This is a genomic window from Streptomyces sp. NPDC037126 (assembly GCF_055605965.1).
The window spans coordinates 55,857-78,590 of record NZ_JBVJTD010000020.1; the positions used below are offsets into that span (position 1 = coordinate 55,857).

Genomic DNA, 22,734 nt, shown 5'->3' on the forward strand with positions numbered 1-22,734 from the left:
AGGATGAACGGCGAATCCAGAGTGTGAACAGCAGTGAGGAGATCGCCGTGTCGGGTATGTCGGCGGGCCGGTCAGCCATGCGGATGGGACCCGCTGAGCTGGTGCAGGCGGCGGCCATGGCCCGCCGCTTCTACCTCGAGGGCAAGTCCAAGATCCAGATCGCGGAGGAGTTCGGCGTCAGCCGCTTCAAGGTGGCCCGGGTCCTGGAGACGGCCCTCGAACGGGATCTCGTACGTATCGAGATCCGCGTGCCGGCCGAGCTGGACGCCGAGCGCTCCGACGCGCTGCGCGCCCGCTACGGCCTGAGGCACGCCGTCGTGGTCGAGTCCCCGGCCGAGGCCGAGGAGACCCCCGATCCGGAGAACCTCGGCGAGGTCGCCGCCGACCTGCTCGGCGAGCTGGTCAACGAGGGGGACGTGCTCGGGCTGGCCTGGGGCCGGTCCACCATCCACATGGCGGCGGCGCTCGACCGGCTGCCGCCGTGCACGGTGGTCCAGCTGACGGGTGTGTACGACGCGGGGACCTCGGAGCGCGGCTCGGTCGAGGCCGTGCGCCGCGCCGCCCAGGTGTCGGGCGGCGACGCCCACCCGATCTACGCGCCGATGCTGCTGCAGGACGCGGCCACCGCGGCCGCCCTGCGCAACCAGACCGGGATCGCCCGGGCCTACGAGTACTTCGACAAGGTCACCGTCGCCTGCGTCTCCATCGGTTCCTGGGAGCCGGGCATCTCCACGGTGCACGACATGCTCAGCGACGAGGAGCGGGCGCACTACGCCTCGCTCGGCGTCGCCGCCGAGATGGCCGCGCACCTCTTCGACGCCGAGGGGCGCCGGATCGGGCGGGACCTGGGGGAGCGGTGCATCACGGTCAAGGCCGACCAGCTGCGCCGGGTGCCGGAGGTCGTGGCGATCGCCGGCGGCCAGCGCAAGGCGTCCGCCATCGACGCGGTGCTGCGCTCCGGCCTGGTCACCAGCCTGGTCACGGACACCTCCGCCGCGGACTACCTGATGACGGCGGGGCCGACGCCGAAGCCCGCGCTCAGCCGCGCGGACCCGGACGGACTCTGAGGGACCCCGGCCGCGGGTCGTGTGGTCGTCGCGGCGGACCGGCCGTGGCAGCATCGTCGGCATGCTGCTGCGGTTCGTCCCCCGTGCGCTCGCCGGGCTGCTGGTCTGTCTCTCCGTCCTGCTGACGGGCTGCGCGTCGCACGGCGGCACCACCGTCGCGCCGGGCCGTTCCGCGCCCGCCTGGGCCGGCGGGACGGCCACCGTCAGCGCGTCCCGGCTCCCGCCCGAGGCCCGGCAGACCCTGGCCCTCGTCGACAGGGGCGGCCCCTTCCCCTACGCGCAGGACGGGGTCGTCTTCGGGAACTTCGAGGGACACCTGCCCCGGCACGCGCGTGGCTACTACCACGAGTACACCGTGCGCACCCCCGGTTCGCGCGACCGAGGGGCCCGGCGCCTCGTCACCGGACAGGACGGGGAGATCTACTACACCGATGACCACTACAAGTCGTTCCGGGCGGTGCTGAGATGAGCGAAGACCTGGCGGGCCGCCTCGTGGTCACGCTGGACCTCGACGGCGTCACGGGCAAGGCGGGCCTCATGGACCGCGTGGCCCGCGCCCTCGCGCTGCCCGAGTGGTTCGGGCGCAACTGGGACGCGCTGGCCGACTCCCTGTCCGACCCCACGGTGTGGCCCGAGGCGGCCGTCGAGCAGGGCCTGCTCGTCGTCGTACGGGGCTGGCGGCCGTACGCCGAGGCGGAGCCCGAGGAGTGGCGGACTGCGCAGGACGTGTTCGGCGAGGCGGTGGACCGCACCCCCGCGCTCACCGTGGTCCTCGCCCTTGGAGGATCCTCCTAGGAGGGCCCCGACCAGCCTGGATGTTCTGTGAGGGCATGAGCGGCCCGGCCCCATGGGACAATGAAGTACGTGCTCTTTCCCCCTGGCACACCTGTCCGGGGGCCACCTCTGATCGACTGGGATGTGCAGCACGTGCGTTTCCTCAATGACATCCAGCCCGCGTACGACCTGACGTACGACGACGTGTTCATGGTGCCGAGCCGCTCCGCGGTGGGCTCGCGTCAGGGCGTGGACCTCAGCTCGCCGGACGGCACGGGCACCACCATCCCGCTCGTCGTCGCCAACATGACCGCCATCGCCGGCCGCCGCATGGCCGAGACCATGGCCCGCCGCGGTGGCCTGGTGGTCATCCCGCAGGACATCCCGATCGACGTCGTCACCGACGTCGTCTCCTGGGTGAAGAGCCGCCACCTGGTGCTGGACACCCCGATCGTGCTGGCCCCGCACCAGACCGTCGCGGACGCCCTCGCGCTGCTGCCCAAGCGGTCGCACAACGCGGGCGTGGTCGTGGACGAGGACAACCGCCCCGTCGGCGTCGTCACCGACGCGGACCTGTCCGGCGTCGACCGCTTCACCCAGCTCGAAGTGGTCATGTCCAGGGACCTGCTCCTGCTGGACGCCGACATCGACCCGCGCGAGGCCTTCAACACCCTCGACACGCACAACCGCCGCTACGCCCCGGCCGTCGACAAGGACGGCAGGCTCGCGGGCATCCTGACCCGCAAGGGCGCCCTGCGCGCCACGCTGTACACCCCGGCCGTGGACGCGAACGGCAGGCTGCGCATCGCCGCCGCCGTCGGCATCAACGGCGACGTGGCGGGCAAGGCCAAGCAGCTGCTCGACGCGGGCGTGGACACGCTCGTCATCGACACCGCGCACGGCCACCAGGAGTCGATGATCAGCGCGATCAGGCTGGTTCGCGGGCTCGACCCGCACGTGCCGATCGCCGCGGGCAACATCGTCTCCGCCGAGGGCGTCAAGGACCTGATCGACGCCGGTGCGGACATCATCAAGGTCGGTGTCGGCCCCGGCGCCATGTGCACCACCCGCATGATGACCGGCGTGGGCCGCCCGCAGTTCTCCGCGGTGCTGGAGTGCGCCGCGGAGGCGAAGAAGTACGGCAAGCACGTGTGGGCCGACGGCGGTGTCCGCCACCCCCGCGACGTGGCCATGGCCCTTGCGGCCGGTGCCTCCAACGTGATGGTCGGCTCCTGGTTCGCGGGCACCTACGAGTCCCCGGGCGACCTCCAGCAGGACGCGAACGGGCGGCTGTACAAGGAGTCGTTCGGCATGGCCTCCGCGCGCGCGGTGCGCAACCGCACGTCCGAGGAGTCGGCCTACGACCGTGCCCGCAAGGCGCTGTTCGAGGAGGGCATCTCCACCTCCCGCATGTTCCTCGACCCGGCCCGCCCGGGCGTCGAGGACCTGATCGACTCGATCATCGCCGGCGTCCGCTCGTCCTGCACCTACGCCGGTGCCGGCTCCCTGGAGGAGTTCGCCGAGAAGGCCATCGTCGGCATCCAGAGCGCGGCCGGCTACGCCGAGGGCAAGCCCCTGCACGCCAGCTGGGTCTGACCCCGCCGAAGTCCCCCACGGCCCCCGTCCTCCCGCCTCCCGGGAGGGCGGGGGCCGTCGGCGTCCCCGGTGCGACGGCGGCGTGAACGGGGCCTGTACGGCCGGTGTGCAACGGACGACAGCGCGTGTGCAACGAATGGCCGGTCCGTCCCGAGGAACGCAATGATCATGCGGGAACGCGCAAGGCTGCTGCATTACGCCCGTGAAGGCCCGCCTCATAGGGTGCTCGTCTGTACGCGGCGTGGCGGGGTCCCGCTCGGTCGGTGCCCGCCCGTGCGGGGCTGCCACCGGTCCCCGTCCCCGACGACCGGCAGCGATAAGGAGCCAGCGCGTGCTCGACCAAGGCGCACCCTCGCAGAACCAGACAACGTCCGCCCCGGCGTCCCCGGGCGCCCTCGCGCGCCTCATGCGTCGCAAGCCGGTGGAACGCCTGGTCGCGGAGGGCGGCCAGGGTGAGGGAGGAGCACTTCGGCGCTCCCTCGGGCTGTGGCAGCTGACCATGATCAGCATCGGTGCCACACTCGGCACCGGCATCTTCGTCGTCCTTGGCGAGGCCGTCCCGAAGGCGGGCCCGGCCGTCACCCTCTCCTTCGTGATCGCCGGCCTCACCGCGCTGTTCTCGGCCCTGTCCTACGCCGAGCTGGCCGGCACCATCCCGGTCTCCGGCTCCTCGTACTCGTACGCGTACGCAACGATGGGCGAGCTGATCGCCTGGGTCTGCGGCTGGTGCCTGCTGCTGGAGTACGGCGTCTCGGTCGCCGCCGTGGCCGTCGGCTGGGGCGAGTACCTGAACGAGCTGCTGGCCGGCACGATCGGCGTCACCATCCCGACGGCCCTGTCGGCCCCGCCCGGCCAGGGCGGCATCTTCAACCTCCCCGCCCTGATCGTCGTGCTGCTCGCGATGGTGTTCCTGCTCGGCGGCGCCAAGGAGTCCGCGCGCGCCAACACCGTCATGGTGTGTGTGAAGATCGCCGCGCTGGTCCTGTTCTGCGCCATCGGCTTCATGGGCTTCAAGTCCGGCAACTACGCCGACTTCATGCCGCTCGGCATGGGCGGCGTCAGCGCGGCCGGCGCCACGCTGTTCTTCTCGTACATCGGCTTCGACGCCGCCTCCACCGCCGGTGAGGAGGCCAAGAACGCCCAGCGCGACCTGCCGCGCGCCATCATGCTGTCCCTGGTCATCGTGACGGCGCTGTACGTGCTGGTCGCCGCCGTCGCGGTCGGCGCGAAGCCCTGGCGGAGGTTCAACGACTCCGAGGCCGCGCTCGCCCAGATCATGAAGGACGTCACCGGCCAGAGCTTCTGGGCCACCCTGCTGGCCTTCTGCGCCGTCATCGCCATCGCCAGCGTCGTCCTGACCGTGCTCTACGGCCAGACCCGCATCCTCTTCGCCATGGCCCGCGACGGCCTGGTGCCCAAGGTCTTCGCCAGGGTCCACCCGAAGACCGGCGCGCCGCGCGCCAACACGGTCATCGTGTCCGTGTTCTGCGGTGTCCTCGCCGCGGCCGTCCCGCTCGGCCAGCTGGCGGACGCCACCAGCATCGGCACGCTGTTCGCCTTCGCCCTCGTCAACGTGGCCGTGGTGGTGCTGCGCCGGACCCGCCCGGACATGAACCGCACCTTCCGCGTGCCGCTGTCGCCGGTGCTGCCCGCCGTGGGCTTCCTCTTCTGCGTCTGGATGATGGGCAGCCTGTCCGCCGTCACCTGGGTCGTGTTCGGTGTCTGGATGGCGGTCGGGCTCGTGTTCTACTTCGTGTACGGCCATCGCCGTTCCCGTCTCGCGACCGGTGAGCACCTCGTGGCGACGGCAGAGAAGTGACCGAACCGAAGAAGTGAACCACCCCCAGTGCTGAACGATCTCGACGAACGCATCGTGCACGCCCTCGCCGAGGACGCCCGCCGCTCCTACGCGGACATCGGGCAGATGGTCGGCCTGTCCGCGCCCGCGGTCAAGCGGCGCGTGGACCGGCTGCGGGCCAACGGAGCCATCACCGGATTCACCGTACGGGTGGATCCGGCGGCGCTCGGCTGGGAGACCGAGGGGTTCGTCGAGATCTACTGCCGGCGCAACACCTCGCCCGACACCATCCAGCGGGGCCTGGAGCGCTACCAGGAGGTCGTGGCCGCCTCCACCGTCACCGGGGAGGCGGACGCGGTCGTCCAGGTCTTCGCCTCCGACATGCGCCACTTCGAGCGGGTGCTGGAGCGGATCGCCGGGGAGCCGTTCGTCGAGCGGACCAAGTCGGTGCTGGTGCTCTCGCCGTTGCTGCGACGCTTCTCCTCCGGGGCGCCCGGGTAGGGGCGGCCGGCGGCGTGGCGGAGCGTCTCCGGGGGCCCTACTCCGCGGTCTTCCGCGCCAGGGCGTTGTTCCCGATGGAGTTGTGGACGCTGAAGCTCACCGCGTCCGAGCGGTAGCGGTCGTCGGACCACTCCACCGGGCGGCCCTCCCGGGTCGTCGTCACCCGCCGCACCCGCAGCAGCGGACTCGTGCGGCGGACCCCCAGCAGCTCGGCGTCCTGCGCCCCGGCGGAGACCGCGTCGATCACGTGCTCGCCGTACGCGAAGACCAGCCCCGTGTCGTCGTACAGGCGCTGGGTGACCGAGGGGCACTCCGGCTCTATGGCCTCGACCGCGGGCGAGATCCAGTCGGCGTAGACCGTCCGTTCGAGGAGCACCGGCTCGCCGTCCAGGCCGCGCACCCGCAGTACGTGCAACACCGGTGCGCCGAGGGGCAGTTGGAGGCGCACCGCGTCCTCGTGGGTGGCCGGGCGGGACTGCTGCGACACCACGTGGCCCGTGGCCTCGCGGCCCATGGCGCGGGCCCACTGGGCGAAGCTGCGCAGCTCCTCGAAACTCTGGCTGCGCCGGCTGGCGAGCACGACACGCCGGGCGCCCTGGCGGGAGCCGATCAGGCCCTCGGCGGTGAGGGCGGCGACCGCCTGCCGGACCGTGCCGCGTGAGACACCGTAGTGCGCGGCCAGTTCCGACTCCGAGGGCAGGCGGCTGCCGACCGTGTACTGCTCGCGGTCGATGGCTCGCCGGAGCTCGTCGGCGATCTCCTCGTGTCGCGCCGTCATGCTTCCCCTCTGCGTAGGTCGCTGTGCACAGCGTGACCAGCCTAATCGAGACCTGAGCGTGATCTGAAACGGTCTGGATTGTGCAGCCAAGCAGGGTCCAAAGTTTCGCTCCCGTTTACAGACAGGACACCGGGACCGGGCGTACTGTGACGCAACTTGTTCAGACAAGTTCTCCGCACTGCCTCAACCCTCGTGTGCACCCCTGGAGAGATCGTGACCGTGTCCCTGCCGAGAAACGCCGTCCTCGGCGGTTCCCTCGCCGTCGTCGCCGCGCTCGCCCTGAGCGCCTGCGGCGCCGCCCCCGACAACGCGTCGACCACGACCAAGGACGGCAAGAACGCCGCCACCGCCACCTCCGCGGCCGACTTCGGCGGCATGGACGCCCTGGTCAAGGCGGCCAAGAAGGAGGGCACGCTGCACATCATCGCGGTGCCCCGCGACTGGGCGAACTACGGCGCCCTCATCGACGGCTTCACGAAGAAGTACGGCATCAAGATCCAGGACGAGAGCCCCGACGGCTCCAGCCAGGACGAGATCAACGCCGTCACCTCCCGCAAGGGCCAGGACCGCGCCCCCGACGTCCTCGACCTCGGCAGCTCCTTCGCCCTCAGCGCCGCCCAGCAGGGCCTGCTCGCGCCCTACAAGGTGACCTCCTTCAACGACATCCCGGCCGTCCAGAAGGACCCGCAGGCCCGCTGGTTCAACGACTACGGCGGCTACATCTCCATCGGCTGCGACGCCAAGCGCGTCAAGGAGTGCCCGGCCTCCTTCAAGGACCTGCTCAAGCCCCAGTACAAGGGCCAGGTCGCGCTGAACGGCAACCCCACCAAGTCCGGCTCCGCCTTCGGCGGCGTCTACGCGGCGGCCCTCGCGAGCGGCGGCTCCTTCGACGACATCCAGCCCGGCCTGGACTTCTTCGCCAAGCTGAAGAAGAGCGGCAACTACACGCCCGTCGAGTCCACCCCGGCCACCGTCGAGAAGGGCGAGACGCCGATCTCGATCGACTGGGACTACCTGAACGCCGGCTACGCCGACGAGTTCAAGTCCAAGAGCGTCGACTGGAAGGTCGCCATCCCGAGCGACGGCCAGTACGCCCAGTACTACTCCCAGGCCATCAACAAGAGCGCCCCGCACCCGGCGGCCGCCCGCCTGTGGCAGGAGTACCTGTACAGCGCCGAGGGCCAGAACCTGTGGCTCAAGGGCTACGCCCGCCCGGCCCTGATGACCTCCATGGAGAGCGCCGGCACCCTCGACAAGACGGCAGCCGCCAAGCTCCCGAAGGTCACCGGGACGCCCTCCTTCCCGACCGAGGCCCAGCAGGGCAAGGCCAAGACGGTCATCGCCGAGGGCTGGGGTAAGGCCGTCTCCGGATGACCGCCGCCCTCCCGCGCGCGGACGTGGCGCCCGTCGCTTCGACGAAGCGACGGCGCCGCGTCCCCGGCTGGCTCGCCGTCGTACCGCTGCTGGTCTTCACGGCCATCGCCTTCGGCCTGCCCGCCCTCGCCATCCTGAACGGCGCCTTCACGGTCAAGGACGCCACCACGGGCGCCACCTCCTACACCGGCGCCAACATGACCACCTCGCTGCAGGGCCCGTACCTCACCGCCCTGCTCGGCAGCGTCAAGCTGTCCGCGGTCTCCGCCGCGCTCGGAGCCCTGCTCGGGCTGCCGCTCGCCCAGGCCGTCGTCAGCTCGCGCTCCCGGGCGCTGCGCGAGGCCGTGCTGACCGCCTCCGGGGTGCTCGCCAACTTCGGCGGCGTCCCGCTGGCCTTCGCCTTCGTCGCCACCCTCGGCAACGCGGGCGTCCTGACGGTGCACCTGGGCCTGAAGGACCACGGCTGGGACCTCTACAGCTTCTCGGGCCTGGTCCTCGTCTACCTGTACTTCCTGATCCCGCTCATGGTCCTCACCATCACCCCCGCGCTCGACGGGCTGCGCACCCAGTGGCGGGAGGCCGCGCTGAACAACGGCGCCACCGGTGTGCAGTACTGGCGGCACGTGGCCCTGCCCGTGCTCGCGCCCTCGCTGCTCGGCGGCCTGGTGCTGCTGTTCGGCAGCGCCTTCGCCGCCTACGCCACCGCGGCCGCCATGGTCGGCAGCGCGGTCCCGCTGGTCACCCTGCAGATCGCCGACGCCCTGTCCGGCAACGTGCTGGTCGGCCAGGAGAACGTCGCGCTCGCCCTCAGCCTCGACATGGTCCTGGTGGCCGGCCTGGTGATGGCCGTGTACCTGCCCCTGCAACGCCGGAGCGCCCGATGGCTCGACGCCTGACCCCCTGGCGGTGGGCCGTCCTCGGCCTCGCCGCCCTGTACTTCCTGGTGCCGCTCGCCGCGTCCGTCGTGTTCACCGTCGACGTGCCCGGCCAGGGCGTCAGCTTCGACGCCTACACCAGGATCCTCTCCACCGACGGCTTCCTCTCCAGCCTGGTGCTCTCGCTGGAGCTGGCCGTCGCCACCATCGTGGTCGTCCTGCTGCTGATGGTGCCCGCGGTCGTGGCGCTCCGGCTCGGCGCGCCCCGGCTGCGGCCGGTGGTCGAGGTGGTCTGCTCGCTGCCGCTCGTGGTGCCGCCGATCGCCTTCGTGGCCGGCATCGTGACCGTGCTGAAGTGGGGCCCGGACCACCTGTCCCGCACACCGCTGTTCGAGACCTTCGTCGCGATCCAGAACCCGGACTTCCCGGTCGTGCTGGTCCTCGCGTACGTCGTGATGGCGCTGCCGTTCGTGTACCGGGCGCTGGACGCGGGACTGCGCGCCATGGACGTGCGCACCCTCGTGGAGGCCGCCCGCAGCTGCGGCGCCTCCTGGCCCCAGGCGCTCGTGCGGGCCGTCCTGCCCAATCTGCGCGGCGCCCTGCTGAACGCGGCGTTCCTCACGCTGGCGCTGGTCCTCGGCGAGTTCACCGTCGCCCAGCTGCTCGGCTACCAGCCCTTCGCCGTGTGGATCTACAACGTCGGCGGCGACCAGGCCCAGATGTCCGTCGCCGTCTCCGTGCTCAGCCTGCTCGTCACCTGGGCCCTGCTCCTCGCGCTCGCCGGTGCCGGCGGCGGACGCAACCGAACCGCTCCTTCCCGGGGATGACACCATGACCGCCACCACGCTTGAGAAGGCCACCGCAGAGAAGGCCGCGACCGTCGAATTCCGGGGTCTGCGGCGCGAGTTCGGTGCCACCGTCGCCCTCGACGGGCTCGACCTGACCGTCCGGCCGGGCGAGTTCCTGGCCCTGCTCGGCCCGTCCGGCTGCGGCAAGACCACCGCCCTGCGCATGCTCGCCGGGTTCGAACACCCCGACTCCGGCGCGGTGCTGGTGGACGGCGAGGACGTCACCCGTGTCCCGGCCCACCGCCGCGACGCCGGGATGGTCTTCCAGTCGTACAGCCTCTTCCCGCACCTGAGCGCCGTCGACAACGTCGCCTTCGGGCTGCGCATGCGAGGCGTGCGCACGGCCGAACGGCGCGCCCGTGCCGCCGAACTGCTGGAGCTGGTCGGCCTCGGCGACAAGGGGCAGCGCTACCCGCACCAGCTCTCCGGCGGGCAGCAGCAGCGCATCGCGCTCGCCCGCGCCCTCGCCCTGCGCCCGCGCGTCCTGCTGCTCGACGAGCCGCTGTCCGCGCTCGACGCCAAGGTGCGGCTCACCCTGCGCGAGGAGATCCGCCGGCTCCAGCAGGAACTCGGCATCACCACCCTCTTCGTCACCCACGACCAGGAGGAGGCCCTGTCGGTGGCCGACCGGGTCGCCGTCATGCGCGCCGGCCGGCTCGAACAGTGCGCCCCGCCCGCCGAGCTGTACGGCCGCCCCGCCACCGCGTTCGTCGCGGAGTTCGTCGGCACCATGAGCCGGCTCCCGGGCGAGCTGGCCGACGGCACGGTCGAGGTGCTCGGACAGCGGCTGCCCGCCGAGGGCGAGGTGCCGGACGGCGCGGTGGACGTGCTGGTGCGGCCCGAGGCCGTCCATGTGCGCGCCGACGAGCAGGGCGACGCCCGGATCGTCGCCACCGCTTTCCTCGGCGCGGTCGTCCGCCTCACCGTACGGCTCGCCGACGGCACCGAGGCCAAGGCCGACCTGCCCGCGCACGAGGCCATCGGGCTCGGCGCCGGAGCCGCCGTCGCCGTGTCGCTGCCGGAGCGCCCCGTGCTCGTGGCCGAACGTACCCAGAAATGAGGAATGACTCCCACGTGACCCCCCACGAACGACGGGCGACCCCCCACACCCCCGCCCGCCCGCACCCGCACACCCCGGCCCGCCTGCCGCAGGCCGTCCTGTTCGACATGGACGGCACGCTCGTGGACACCGAGCGCCTGTGGTGGGAGGCGGTCGAACAGGTCGCCTGCCGTCCGCTGACCGAGGCGGACCAGCCGGACGTGCTCGGCCGCCCGGTCGAGCACACCGCGGCCTGGCTCGGCGCGGCCACCGGCCGGCCGGACGCCGAGCTCGCGGCCGACCTGCACCGCGAGTTCGCCGAGCGTGTGCGCACCGGGATCGTGCCGCGCCCCGGCGCCCTCGCCCTGCTGGACGCGCTGGCCGCCGCGGGCGTCCGCACCGCCCTGGTCACGGCGTCCCCGCGCGCGGTCGCCGACGTGGTCCTCGACGCCCTGGGCGCCGACCGGTTCGCGGCCTCCGTCACCGCCGACGACACCGCCCGCACCAAGCCCGAGCCCGACCCCTACCTCGCCGCCTGCCGCGCCCTCGGCGTCGACCCGGCGGCCTGCGTGGCCGTCGAGGACACCGAGACCGGCGTGGCCTCCGCCGAGGCCGCCGGGTGCGCCGTGCTCGCCGTGCCGTCGCTCGCCCCCATCGGCGCCGCGCCCGGCCGGACCGTGCGCGACACCCTGGCCGGTCTCACGGCCGAGGCGCTGGGCCGCATGGTCGCGCCCGAACTGACCGTCATGAGCTGGAACCTGTGGCTCGGCGGCGGCATGGTCGACGACCACCGGGCCAAGCAGCTCAAGGTGATCCTGGAGAGCGGGGCGGACGTCGTCGGGCTCCAGGAGACCGCCGCCACCGCGGCCCAGGAGCTGGCCGACGCCCTCGGCTGGCACCACCACCGGGCCGGCGAGAACCTCGGCGTCATCAGCCGCCACCCGATCACCGCCCGCTTCGGCGACCCCGAGGTCGGCTTCTACGGTGCCGCGGGCGTCCGCGTCGCCGTGGCGCCCGGCCGCGAGGTCGACGTGTGGACCGCGCACCTGCACTACACGCCGTACGGGCCGTACGAGTCCGCCTTCGACGGGCTGCCGGCGGCCGAGCTGATCGCCCACGAGGAGCTGCGGCTCACGCAGATGCGGGACGCGCTGCGCCGGATCGGCGAGTCCTCGTCCGAGGGCGTCCCGGTCGTGCTCGTCGGCGACTTCAACTGCCCCTCGCACCTGGACTGGCCGGACGTGGAGTGGCCGGTGACCAAGGCGGCCGAGGAGGCGGGCCTCGCCGACTCCTACCGGCAGGCGCACCCCGACCCCGTCGCCGAACCCGGGCACACCTGGTCGCCGATCCACCCGGTGCACGAGGACGGCAGCGGGCGGCCGGAGCCGCAGGACCGGATCGACTTCGTCCTGCACCGGGGCCTGGCCGTGCTGGACGCGCGGACCGTCGTCACCGGCCGTCCGCGCCCCTGGCCGGACGTGGCGGACAACGACTGGCCCTCCGACCACGCGGCGGTCCTCACCACGTTCGCGCTGCCGCCGAGGTGACCTGGGGTTACCGCAGGTCACCGTTGCGGTACGGGGTGACCGTCCCGTAAGTTGTGCCGCACTCTCTACCGACTGGTAACACCGGCAGGTATCCCATGCGCTGGCCTCTCGGCCGTCCCACCACCGTCCGCACGCGGATCGTGGCGCTCGCGCTCGCCCCGGCGGTCGCCCTGATGGCCCTGTGGAGCTTCGCCATGGTGTCCGTCACCGCCGAACTGCGCGCGCTGATCCGGCTCCAGGGGGTGTACGAGGACTTCGGCACCCCCGTGGACACGGCGATCGGGCAGATCCAGATCGAGCGGCGGATGTCCGCCGCCTACCTGGGCTCCCGGCTCGACACGGCCGCCGCCGGCGGGCTCCTCGGTCAGGAGCGCCGTACCGACCGGGCCGTCGACGCCATGCGGCAGGCGGTCCAGGGCGGTGACCGCAGCCGGCTCACGGCGCGGCAGCGGCAGGCGCTGGACGCCGTGGTCGCGGCCACCGGGAAGCTGGACGGGCTGCGTCAGCGGGTGCTCTCCCGGAGCATCACCTGGGACCGGGCGGTCGACGAGTACAGCGCGCTCGTCGAGCCCGGCTTCGACGTGCAGTCCACGCTCACCGCCCTGCAGGCCGGGCAGCTCGCCCGCGAGGCCCAGGTGGTGATCGAGCTGGTCCGGGTGCGGGAGTTCGTCTCCCGGGAGGATGCGCTGGTCGCCGGGGCGCGGGCGGCCGGCGCCGTCACCGGCGCGCAGTACGACATGCTGACCGCCGCCATCGAGGACCGCCGTGTCTTCGAGCAGACCTACGTGCCGGACCTGCCCGCCGACTCCCGGGCGCTGTTCGAGGAGTTCCAGCGCGGGAGCCTGTACCGGTCACTGGTGGGCGGCGAGGACGCGCTGCTGCGCTCCGGGGCCGGCGGGGCCGGCCGGGCCGTCGCGGCGGGCACCTGGCGGTCGACCGCCGACCAGGCCGTGCGGCGGTACATGCAGCTGTGCACGAAGTCCGCGGAGAACTCCGCCGCCCGCGGAAGGGCGTTCGCCTACCGTGAGCTGACCAAGGCGGCCGTCGTCGGCGCGGTCGGGCTGGCCGCCGTGGCGCTGTCGCTGTGGTTCGCCGTGCGCGGCGCCCGGCGCATCTCGCGCCGCCTGGAGGACCTGCGGGACGCCGCGGACGTCCTGACGGGGCGCCAACTGCCCGACGTCATGCGGCGGCTCGGCGCCGGCGAGGAGGTGGACGCGGTCGCCGAGGCGCCGCCGCTCGCCGCCGACGAGGTCCATGACGACGAGATCGGGCAGGTGGGCCGGTCCTTCAACACCGCGCGCCTGGCCGCCGTCGAGGCCGCCGTGAAGCAGGCCGGCCTGCGCCGGGGGCTGTTCGCGGTGCTGCTCAACATCGCGCGCCGCAACCAGGCGCTGGTGCACCGGCAGCTGAAGCTCGTGGACACGCTGGAACGGCGGACCGACGACCCGGACGTGCTGCGCGAGCTGTTCCGCATCGACCACCTGACCACGCGCATGCGGCGGCACGCGGAGAGCCTGATCATCCTCTCCGGCGCGACGCCCGGCCGCCGCTGGCGCCGGCCCGTACCGATCGCGGACGTCGTCGCGTCCGCGGTCGGCGAGATCGAGGACTACGCCCGCGTGGTCGTGCCGCCGATGCCCGAGGTCGGCGTCGCGGCGGACGCGGTCGCCGACGTGGTGCACCTGATCGCCGAACTCCTGGAGAACGCGGCCGTGTTCTCGCCGCCGCACACCCAGGTCACCCTGCGCACCGGGCACGTCGGCAGCGGCTTCGTGCTGGAGATCGACGACCGCGGGCTCGGCCTCGACGCCGACGTGCGCGCCGAGGCCCAGCGGACCCTCACCGACCCCGACGCCTTCGACCCCACCCGGCACGACCGGCTCGGCCTCTACGTCGTCGGCCGCCTCGCCGCCCGCCACGGCATCGAGATCAGCCTCGGCGACTCCCCGTACGGCGGTACGACCGCGGTGGTGCTGCTACCGCAGGGCGTCCTCGCGGAGATCCAGCCGGCGGCGCCCGGGGCGGGACGGGTACGGGCACCGCGACCGGACGAGGAGGACGCGGTCGTACGGCAGCTCCCGTCACGAACCCGAACCGCCCCCGACCCCCTGCCGTCCAGGAGGCGCACCGACGCGCCGACGGTCCCGGGCGAGGAACGGCGGACCGACCGGGGGACACCGGCGGTCCCCGCGCCGGGGGCCGAGGTCTCGATGGGCCCCGAGCCGCGGGCCGAGTCCCCGCTGGAGCGGGCTGGGCGGGCCGTGCCCGGACCGGGAGCCGAGGTCTCGCTGGACCAGGAGACGCGGGCCGAGTCCCCGCTGGACCGGGCTGGGCGGGCCGTGCCCGAGCCGAGGCCCGAGTCCCCGCTGGGCCGGGACACGCGGGCCGTGCCCGGGCCGGGGGTCGAGGCCCCGCTGGGGCGCGCGACGCGGGCCGTGTCCGAGGCGGATGCCTCTTCGTCCGTTCCCGCCCTGCCCACGCGGGTCCGGCAGGCCTCTCTCGTGGCGGAGCTGCGGGAGGAGCCGGCGCCCCGGGGGAGCGAGGGCGGACGGGAGGTCGACGCCGACGAGATGCGGGCCATCTTCGGCGCCTTCCAGCGCGGCCTCGACCGCGGCCGCAGGGGACTGCCCGCGCACGACGACACGACCAGCGACGCCGTGACCACCCACGACGACGAAGGGACGGACACCGACGATGCACGGTGACGACCAGACCCCCGAGCAGCCCGTCCCACCGGCCGGCACACCCGGCACGGACCTCGGCTGGCTGCTGGACGACCTCGTGGCGCGCACCGACCACGTCCGCCAGGCCGTGCTGCTCACCGCGGACGGCCTCCCGCTCAGCAGCTCGGACGGGATGCGCAGGCGGGACATCGAGCACCTGGCCGCCGTCTGCTCCGGCTTCCACGGCCTCGCCCGGTCGGCGGGGGAGCGGTTCGCGGCCGGTGGGGTGCGGCAGACCATGGTGATGCTGGACGAGGCCTACCTGTTCATCACCCCGGCCGGACACGGCAGCCGGCTCGCGGTCCTCAGCGAGGCCCGGACCGACGTCGGCCAGCTCGCCCACGAGATGGCCCTGCTCGTCCGCCGTCTCGGCCGCCATCTGGACGCCGCCACCCGCACCACCCCATGATCCCGCGGTGAGCGACGAGCACTGGTACGAGGACGAGACCGGGTCCATGGTGCGCCCCTACACGGTGACCCGGGGCCGCACCCGGCCCTCGGACCGGCACGCCATCGACCTGATGTCCCGGGTCACCGCGCTGGAGACGGACCCGCAGGCGACCGGCGTCGACCATGCCCGGGCCGCCCTCCTCGAACTGATCCGGCGGGGCCCGCGCCCCGTCGCCGAGCTGGCGGCGGACGCCGACCTGCCCCTGACCGTCGTCCGGGTGCTGCTCGGCGACCTCGCGGAGGCGGGTCTGGTCCGCATCGACGCACCCCGCGCCCTCCCGGTCAGCGGCCCGGCCGCCGACCCCGGGCTGCTGCGGGAGATCGTGGAGCGTCTCCGCGAGATCTAGCTGTTTGTAACAGCCACGTACGGGACCGGTGTCGAGCGGAACGCGGCGGCCCGCGCCGGGGTCTCCTGGAACGTCACCACCCGTACCGCTGAAGGGGAACCATGCGCGTCCAGAAGCTCTCGCTGCTCGCCGTCGCCGCCGTCGCAGGCCTGTCGCTCACCGCCTGCCAGGGCGGCGACGGCAACGCGTCCGGGACGAACGGCTCCTCCACCCCCGGCTCCGGCTCCTCGTCCTCCGCCGCGCAGAGCGCCGGCGCCCAGGGCAGCGGCGGCACCGGCGTCTCCGCGGGCGGGAGCACCGCCGCCGGCCGGGCGAGCGCCGGCACCGGTACCTCGGCCGGGCACGGCGCCTCGGGCGCCTGCAAGACCTCCCAGCTGGCGTTCAGCACCTCCGGCGGGATGGCCGAGGGCACGCTCGTCGTCAACCTGAAGAACACGGGTCCGGCCGCCTGCACCCTCAAGGGCTTCCCCGGCGCCGACCTGAAGAGCAAGGACGGCACGATCAGCGCGAAGCGCAGCAACCTGGCCGCACCCCTGGTCAGCGTCAAGCCGGGCGCCGAGACCCGCTTCACCCTGCACTACCCGCCGAACAACTCCGGCGGCTCCGGCGAGACCTTCACCAGCCTCGTCGTCACCCCGCCGAACGAGACCCACCCGCACACCCTGCCCGTCGGCATCAACGTCCCGGTCTCGGACGGCAGCGGCCCCGCCGTCACCGTCGACCCGGTCGGCACCGGCAAGTAGGCGGGCCCCGCACGAGCGGCCCGAAGACACCTACGTGAGGGGGCTCCCCGCCCGGGCGGGGAGCCCCCTCACGTCACCGGTGCACCCGGGAACACGGGAAGCGGCCCCGGGGCACGCAACGAATCGCCGTTCTTCCCCCGTCCCACGCAACGAACCGCGCAGGGACGCGCAACGGCTCCTTCTTGTCCGGCCGAGCGCGCCGACCTTACCTTCTTTCTGGCCCCCCAAACCCAGCCCCCGGTGAGGATCCCGCATGCGCACCGCCCTGCTCCAGAGCTCCGGCCGCCCCGGCTCCGTCGCCGAGAACCTCAAGGTCCTCGACGAGGCCGCGGGCCGTGCCGCAGCCGCGGGCGCCGCGCTCCTCGCCGCACCGGAGATGTTCCTCACCGGCTACGCGATCGGCGAGGGCATCGGCCGCCTCGCCGAGCCCGCCGACGGCGAGTCCGCGGACGCGGTCGCCGAGACCGCCACCCGGCACGGCCTGGCCATCGCCTACGGCTACCCGGAGCGCGACGGCGAGACCGTCCACAACTCCGCCCAGCTGATCTCCGCCGACGGCACCCGGCTCGCGAACTACCGCAAGACCCACCTCTTCGGCTGCGCCGAGCGCGAGCACTTCACGCCGGGCGGGCAGCCGGTCGTGCAGGCCGAGCTGAACGGCCTCACCGTCGGCCTGATGATCTGCTACGACGTCGAGTTCCCGGAGAACGTCCGCGCCCACGCCCTGGCCGGCACCGATCTGCTCGTGGTCCCCACGGCGAACATGCACCCGTTCCAGATCGTGGCCGAGTCCCTGGTGCCGGTGCGCGCCTGGGAGAACCAGATGTACGTCGCGTACGTCAACCGGGTCGGCCCGGAGGGCGAGTTCGAGTTCTTCGGGCTGTCCGCCCTGGCCGGTCCCGACGGCATCGCCCGCGCCCGCGCCGGACGCGCGGAGGAACTGGTCGTCGCCGACGCCGACCCCGCCTTCCTGGCCGCCTCCCGCGAGGCAAACCCCTATCTGCGGGACCGCCGCCCCGGCCTGTACGGGTCCCTGACCTGACCCGCCCGAGCTTCCCCGAACCTCCCCCGAGTTCTTCCGCGCAAGGAGTCCGTACCCCATGACGTCCACGGTGCCCAACGCCGTCGAGCACACCGACGAGCAGCAGCCGCCGATCACCATGTTCGGCCCGGACTTCCCCTACGCCTACGACGACTTCCTCGCGCACCCGGCGGGCCTCGGCCAGATACCCGCGACCGAGCACGGCACGGAGGTCGCGATCATCGGCGGCGGCCTGTCCGGCATCGTGGCCGCCTACGAGATGATGAAGATGGGCCTCAAGCCCGTCGTCTACGAGGCCGACCAGATCGGCGGCCGGCTGCGCACCGTCGGCTTCGAGGGCAGCGGCGCCCGGACGGAGGGGCTGACCGCCGAGATGGGCGCGATGCGCTTCCCGCCCTCCTCGACCGCCCTCCAGCACTACATCGACATGGTGGGCCTGGAGACGCAGCCCTTCCCGAACCCGCTGGCCGAGGCCACCCCCTCGACCGTCGTGGACCTCAAGGGCGAGTCGCACTACGCCGAGACCATCGACGACCTGCCCCAGGTCTACCGGGACGTCGCCGAGGCCTGGAACAAGTGCCTCGAAGAGGGCGCCGACTTCTCCGACATGAACCGCGCCATGCGCGAGCGGGACGTGCCACGCATCCGCGAGATCTGGGCGAAGCTCGTCGAGAAGCTCGACAACCAGACCTTCTACGGCTTCCTCTGCGACTCCGAGGCCTTCAGGTCCTTCCGGCACCGCGAGATCTTCGGCCAGGTCGGCTTCGGCACCGGCGGCTGGGACACCGACTTCCCGAACTCCATCCTGGAGATCCTGCGCGTCGTCTACACCGAGGCCGACGACCACCACCGCGGCATCGTCGGCGGCTCCCAGCAGCTGCCGCTGCGCCTGTGGGAGCGCGAGCCCGCGAAGATCGTCCACTGGGCCCTCGGCACCTCGCTGAAGTCCCTGCACATGGACGGCGAGCCGCGCCCGGCCGTGACCCGGCTGCACCGCACCGCGGGCAACCAGATCACCGTGACGGACGCGAACGGCGACATCCGCACCTACAAGGCGGCCGTCTTCACCGCCCAGTCCTGGATGCTGCTGTCCAAGATCGCCTGCGACGACTCGCTCTTCCCGATCGACCACTGGACGGCGATCGAGCGGACCCACTACATGGAGTCCTCGAAGCTCTTCGTGCCCGTCGACCGGCCCTTCTGGCTCGACAAGGACGAGGAGACCGGCCGGGACGTCATGTCGATGACGCTCACCGACCGCATGACCCGCGGCACCTACCTGCTGGACGACGGCCCGGACAGGCCCGCCGTGATCTGCCTGTCCTACACCTGGTGCGACGACAGCCTGAAGTGGCTGCCGCTGTCCGCGAACGAGCGGATGGAGGTCATGCTGAAGTCGCTCGGCGAGATCTACCCCAAGGTCGACATCAGGAAGCACATCATCGGCAACCCGGTGACCGTCTCCTGGGAGAACGAGCCCTACTTCATGGGCGCGTTCAAGGCCAACCTGCCCGGCCACTACCGCTACCAGCGGCGCCTGTTCACGCACTTCATGCAGGACCGGCTGCCCGCGGACAAGCGGGGCATCTTCCTGGCGGGCGACGACATCTCCTGGACGGCCGGCTGGGCCGAGGGCGCCATCCAGACCGCGCTGAACGCGGTCTGGGGCGTCATGCACCACCTCGGCGGCGAGACCGACGCGACCAACCCCGGTCCGGGTGACCTCTACGACGAGATCGCCCCGGTGGAACTGCCCGAGGACTGACCGGGCGGACCGTGACCGAGGCGCGGGCGGCCGGCCTCAGACTCCGGCCGCCCGCGCCTTCTCGAACACCTCGGCGGCGACGTCCTTCAGCTCCTGCGCGTCCCGTGCCGTGCTCTGGAGGTCGACGAGGATCTCGTCGAGACCGATCCGCGCGTGCTCCACCAGGTCCTCCACGATCTGGTCCACGCTGCCCTGGAACGGCCGGCGGTCCGTGCCCTCGTAGGCCTTGGACAGGCGGACCGTGTTCACCCGCAGGACCGTGCGCAGGGGCTCCGTGCGTCCCCGCTCCTCGGCCAGCTCCCGCAGCCGACGCCACTGGCCGGCGAGCTGCTCGGCCCCCATGCCCACCGGCAGCCACCCGTCGGCGTGGTCCACCAGCCGCCGCATCGCCGGGCCGCCGCCCGCGGCGAGCAGGATCGGGATCGGCCGGGCCGGCTTGGGCCCGACGACCGCGGACGCGATCTTCGTGAGGGGCCCGTCGTGCACCACCGGGTCCGGGCCCCACACCGCCCGGCACACCGCGACGATCTCGTCCAGCACCCTGCCGCGCTCCTCGAAGGGCCGCACGCCCGCGGCCGCGTACTCGTCCAGAGACCAGCCGGTGCCGAAGCCCGCGATCACCCGGCCACCGCTCGCCGCGTCCAGCGTGGCCAGGGTTCTCGCGAGCTGGAAGGGCAGGTGCAGGGGCGCCACCAGGACGCTGGTGCCGAGCCGGGCCCGCCGCGTGGCCGCCGCGGCCAGGGTGAGGCTGACCAGCGGGTCCGCCACCTCGCGGTACTCGTCGGGCCAGGGCAGGCCCTCGACGCCGTACAGGCCCTGGGTGGCCGGTTCGGGGAACAGGGCCCGCTCGAAGACCCACAGACTGTCGTAGCCGATGTCCTCCGCCGCGCGGGCCACGTCGGGCACGTCCTCGCCGATCGAGTACTGCCGCATCTGGGGAAGACCGAGTCCGAGCCTGGTCGCCATACCGCCACTCCTCTGTGATCGGGTTCCGGACGATCAACGTACGGCGCTCACCGCGTCGTTCCGAACGCGGCATGTGGGGGGACCGGATCCAGCGACCTCAGCCGGGCAGGGGCGTGAGCAGCATCCGCCCGGCGAAACCCACCACCGCGTCGAGGCGTTCGGTGAACTCGTCGGCGACGTCCCTGCAGCGGCGCAGTGCCCACAGCGCGCGTGCCGCCGCCCAGGCGGCGTCCCGGGCCCGTTCCAGGCTCCAGGCGCCCAGCAGATGGGTGAGCGGGTCGGCGATCTGCAGCAGGTCGGAGCCCGGCATCAGATCCTCGCGGATCCGCTCCTCCAGGGACACGAGGAGCTCGCCCACGCGCTCGAACTCGTCCTCCAGATCCTCCGGTTCGCAGCCGAGCAGCCCACAGCTGTCCACCACGGCCAGCGCCAGGTCGTGCCCGATGTGCGCGTTGATCCCCGCCAGCGCGAACTGCAGCGGCCGTACGCCGGGATGGCGGCGCAGCTGGAACAGCGGCCGCCAGCAGGCGGGCGGGCGGCGGTCCCCGGCGGCCGCGTCGACCGCCGCCAGGTACCGCCCGGCGAACCGCGCGTCCAGCTCCGTCGCGGCCCGCGGGTCCGGGAACCCGCCGCCGGCCAGTCGCCGGCCGACCTCCTCGGTGACGGTGAGGTAGACGCGGTTGAACACGGCGACGCCGTCCCGTTCGGGCAGCGTCGCGGCGAGGGCGCGCATCCGGGAGACGACCGCGTCGACGGGCGTGGTGACGTGTTCGGACTGCGTCATGGGGGAAGGGTCGCAGCCTCGGACGGGCCCGTGTGCCGACCGGCCCGGCGCTTCGCCGGAACGGGCGAACGAACGTCGGGAACCGGAGTGCGGCGGCACGCCACCGGGGCCGTCCGGGACGTGCCCGCCGTCCGCTCCTACGACTTGGTGGGCGGGGAATCCTCGTCGTAGCTGGAGGTCCCCTCGTCCAGCAGCGGCTCCTGCTGCTTCAGGTGGGCGGGGGCGAAGAAGCGCAGCGCGTGGTAGCCGGTGATGACGACGAGCGTGCCGAGGGCGATGCCGCTGAGCGAGAAGGTGCCGCTGAACTTCATGCTCACGTTGCCGACGCCGATGATGATGCCCGCGGCCGCCGGCACCAGGTTCAGCGGGTTGCGCAGGTCGACCTTGGCGTGCAGCCAGATCTGGGCGCCGAGGAGGCCGATCATGCCGTAGAGGATCACCGTGATGCCGCCGAGCACCCCGCCGGGGATGGCGGCGACGACCGCGCCGAACTTCGGGCAGATCCCGAAGAGCAGGGCGAAGCAGGCGGCGGCCCAGTAGGCCGCGGTGGAGTAGACCCGGGTCGCGGCCATCACGCCGATGTTCTCGGAATAGGTGGTGTTCGGCGGGCCGCCCACCGCGGTCGACAGCATCGAGCCGACGCCGTCGGCCGAGATCGCCGTGCCGAGCTTGTCGTCCAGCGGGTCGCCGGTCATCTCGCCGACCGCCTTTACGTGCCCCGCGTTCTCCGCGACCAGGGCGATGACGACGGGCAGCGCGACCAGGATCGCCGACCACTGGAAGGACGGGCCGTGGAAGTGCGGCAGGCCGATCCAGTCGGCTTTGGAGACACCGGAGAGGTTCAGGCGCCAGTGGTCGGTGACCTTGCCGTTCGGGCCCATGGAGTGGATCTTGCCGAAGATCCGGTCGAAGGCCCAGGAGATGCCGTAGCCGAAGATCAGGCCGAGGAAGATCGCGATGCGGGACCAGAAGCCGCGCATGCAGACCAGCGCCAGGCCGGTGAACACCATGACCAGCAGGGCCGTCCACTGGTCCTGCGGCCAGTAGGTGGACGCCGTCACGGGGGCCAGGTTGAAGCCGATCAGCATGACGACCGCGCCGGTGACGATCGGCGGCATGGCCGCATGGATGATCCGGGCCCCGAACCGCTGCACCGCGAGCCCCACGAGGAACAGCACGGCGCCGACCACGAACACCGCTCCGGTCACGGTGGCGCTCGTGCCGCCCTGCGCGCGGATCACGGCGGCCACACCCACGAACGACAGGGAGCAGCCGAGGTAGCTCGGCACCCGGCCGCGGGTGGCGAGCAGGAAGATCACGGTCGACACGCCCGACATCATGATCGCCAGGTTCGGGTCGAGACCCATCAGTACGGGAGCCACGAACGAGGCGCCGAACATCGCGACCACGTGCTGTGCGCCGAGGCCCACCGTCCGGGGCCAGGAGAGCCGTTCGTCGGGCCGTACCACCGCTCCGGGCGCGGGTGTGCGCCCGTCACCGTGCAGTTTCCAGCGCACGCCGAGGTCCATGGTGGGGTTTCGCTTTCTGTGTACGTGAAGACGTTCCGCACCATTGTCACGGGTACCTGGCGGCTCTACGCTCGCACGATCCAGTTCATGAACAATGCTCATATATCTGATCCTTGATCGATCGCAACGCTCGCTGGGCGCGGCGAGCTCCCCGGCGGAGGGTGCTGAGCGGTCGCTTAGTATGGAAC

21 protein-coding genes are annotated in these 22,734 nt (G+C 72.6%); 17 read left to right on the top strand and 4 right to left on the bottom strand.

Going from position 1 to position 22,734, the window contains the following annotated elements; translation table 11 throughout:
* Positions 1–23: 23 nt before the first annotated feature.
* From ACZ7FF_RS34000 to ACZ7FF_RS34025, 6 genes are all read left to right on the top strand, one after another.
* Positions 24–1,067: a sugar-binding transcriptional regulator gene (locus ACZ7FF_RS34000; RefSeq protein ID WP_470817211.1), complete on the top strand. Its 1,044-nt coding sequence runs from the start codon at positions 24–26 to the stop codon at positions 1,065–1,067.
* Positions 1,068–1,128: 61 nt separating this feature from the next.
* Positions 1,129–1,536 (top strand): guanyl-specific ribonuclease, encoded by a 408-nt coding sequence (locus ACZ7FF_RS34005; protein ID WP_470817212.1) that lies wholly within the window; start codon positions 1,129–1,131, stop codon positions 1,534–1,536.
* Positions 1,533–1,862, top strand: a complete 330-nt coding sequence (locus ACZ7FF_RS34010; RefSeq protein ID WP_470817214.1) for a barstar family protein — start codon at positions 1,533–1,535, stop codon at positions 1,860–1,862. Before ACZ7FF_RS34005 ends, ACZ7FF_RS34010 begins: the two co-directional genes overlap by 4 nt.
* Positions 1,863–1,994: 132 nt before the next feature.
* On the top strand, positions 1,995–3,437 hold the full coding sequence (locus tag ACZ7FF_RS34015; protein ID WP_470817215.1) for a GuaB1 family IMP dehydrogenase-related protein: 1,443 nt from the start codon (positions 1,995–1,997) through the stop codon (positions 3,435–3,437).
* Between the two features lie 331 nt (positions 3,438–3,768).
* The gene (locus tag ACZ7FF_RS34020; protein ID WP_470817216.1) at positions 3,769–5,256 is read left to right on the top strand and encodes an amino acid permease; all 1,488 of its coding nucleotides are present in this window, start codon (positions 3,769–3,771) and stop codon (positions 5,254–5,256) included.
* 27 nt (positions 5,257–5,283) lie between these two features.
* Positions 5,284–5,736, top strand: coding sequence for an Lrp/AsnC family transcriptional regulator (locus ACZ7FF_RS34025; protein ID WP_470817218.1), 453 nt, complete (start codon positions 5,284–5,286; stop codon positions 5,734–5,736).
* Positions 5,737–5,773: 37 nt separating this feature from the next.
* Here ACZ7FF_RS34025 and ACZ7FF_RS34030 read toward each other — a convergent pair whose 3' ends face one another.
* The gene (locus ACZ7FF_RS34030; protein WP_470817220.1) at positions 5,774–6,514 is read right to left on the bottom strand and encodes a GntR family transcriptional regulator; all 741 of its coding nucleotides are present in this window, start codon (positions 6,512–6,514) and stop codon (positions 5,774–5,776) included.
* A gap of 213 nt (positions 6,515–6,727) precedes the next feature.
* Between ACZ7FF_RS34030 and ACZ7FF_RS34035 the strand changes: the two genes are divergently transcribed.
* The 11 genes from ACZ7FF_RS34035 (at position 6,728) to ACZ7FF_RS34085 (ending at position 19,267) form a co-directional block, all read left to right on the top strand.
* Positions 6,728–7,888 carry an ABC transporter substrate-binding protein gene (locus ACZ7FF_RS34035; protein WP_470817221.1) on the top strand — a complete coding sequence of 387 codons (1,161 nt, stop codon included), beginning with the start codon at positions 6,728–6,730 and terminating at the stop codon, positions 7,886–7,888.
* Positions 7,885–8,784, top strand: a complete 900-nt coding sequence (locus ACZ7FF_RS34040; protein ID WP_470817223.1) for an ABC transporter permease — start codon at positions 7,885–7,887, stop codon at positions 8,782–8,784. The genes ACZ7FF_RS34035 and ACZ7FF_RS34040 overlap by 4 nt, the downstream gene beginning before the upstream one ends.
* On the top strand, positions 8,769–9,590 hold the full coding sequence (locus ACZ7FF_RS34045) for an ABC transporter permease (protein ID WP_470817225.1): 822 nt from the start codon (positions 8,769–8,771) through the stop codon (positions 9,588–9,590). The genes ACZ7FF_RS34040 and ACZ7FF_RS34045 overlap by 16 nt, the downstream gene beginning before the upstream one ends.
* A gap of 4 nt (positions 9,591–9,594) precedes the next feature.
* Complete coding sequence (locus tag ACZ7FF_RS34050) at positions 9,595–10,671, top strand: ABC transporter ATP-binding protein (protein ID WP_470817227.1); 1,077 nt, start codon at positions 9,595–9,597, stop codon at positions 10,669–10,671.
* Positions 10,672–10,754: 83 nt separating this feature from the next.
* On the top strand, positions 10,755–12,197 hold the full coding sequence (locus ACZ7FF_RS34055) for an HAD-IA family hydrolase (RefSeq protein WP_470817353.1): 1,443 nt from the start codon (positions 10,755–10,757) through the stop codon (positions 12,195–12,197).
* Between the two features lie 95 nt (positions 12,198–12,292).
* Positions 12,293–14,902 (top strand): sensor histidine kinase, encoded by a 2,610-nt coding sequence (locus ACZ7FF_RS34060; protein WP_470817229.1) that lies wholly within the window; start codon positions 12,293–12,295, stop codon positions 14,900–14,902.
* Positions 14,892–15,329: a roadblock/LC7 domain-containing protein gene (locus tag ACZ7FF_RS34065; protein ID WP_470817231.1), complete on the top strand. Its 438-nt coding sequence runs from the start codon at positions 14,892–14,894 to the stop codon at positions 15,327–15,329. The genes ACZ7FF_RS34060 and ACZ7FF_RS34065 overlap by 11 nt, the downstream gene beginning before the upstream one ends.
* Before the next feature lie 7 nt (positions 15,330–15,336).
* Positions 15,337–15,717 (top strand): DUF742 domain-containing protein, encoded by a 381-nt coding sequence (locus ACZ7FF_RS34070; protein WP_470817233.1) that lies wholly within the window; start codon positions 15,337–15,339, stop codon positions 15,715–15,717.
* 101 nt (positions 15,718–15,818) lie between these two features.
* Positions 15,819–16,460, top strand: coding sequence for a DUF4232 domain-containing protein (locus ACZ7FF_RS34075; RefSeq protein ID WP_470817235.1), 642 nt, complete (start codon positions 15,819–15,821; stop codon positions 16,458–16,460).
* 253 nt (positions 16,461–16,713) lie between these two features.
* Positions 16,714–17,502 (top strand): carbon-nitrogen hydrolase family protein, encoded by a 789-nt coding sequence (locus ACZ7FF_RS34080; protein WP_470817237.1) that lies wholly within the window; start codon positions 16,714–16,716, stop codon positions 17,500–17,502.
* 58 nt (positions 17,503–17,560) lie between these two features.
* A complete protein-coding gene (locus tag ACZ7FF_RS34085; protein WP_470817239.1) occupies positions 17,561–19,267 on the top strand; it encodes a flavin monoamine oxidase family protein in 1,707 nt (568 codons plus the stop codon).
* 36 nt (positions 19,268–19,303) lie between these two features.
* Here ACZ7FF_RS34085 and ACZ7FF_RS34090 read toward each other — a convergent pair whose 3' ends face one another.
* From ACZ7FF_RS34090 to ACZ7FF_RS34100, 3 genes are all read right to left on the bottom strand, one after another.
* Positions 19,304–20,233: a TIGR03619 family F420-dependent LLM class oxidoreductase gene (locus ACZ7FF_RS34090; RefSeq protein ID WP_470817241.1), complete on the bottom strand. Its 930-nt coding sequence runs from the start codon at positions 20,231–20,233 to the stop codon at positions 19,304–19,306.
* A gap of 97 nt (positions 20,234–20,330) precedes the next feature.
* Positions 20,331–21,017 (bottom strand): DUF5995 family protein, encoded by a 687-nt coding sequence (locus tag ACZ7FF_RS34095; RefSeq protein WP_470817243.1) that lies wholly within the window; start codon positions 21,015–21,017, stop codon positions 20,331–20,333.
* A 137-nt stretch (positions 21,018–21,154) separates the two neighbouring features.
* Complete coding sequence (locus ACZ7FF_RS34100) at positions 21,155–22,546, bottom strand: uracil-xanthine permease family protein (protein ID WP_470817245.1); 1,392 nt, start codon at positions 22,544–22,546, stop codon at positions 21,155–21,157.
* Positions 22,547–22,734 lie beyond the last annotated feature (188 nt).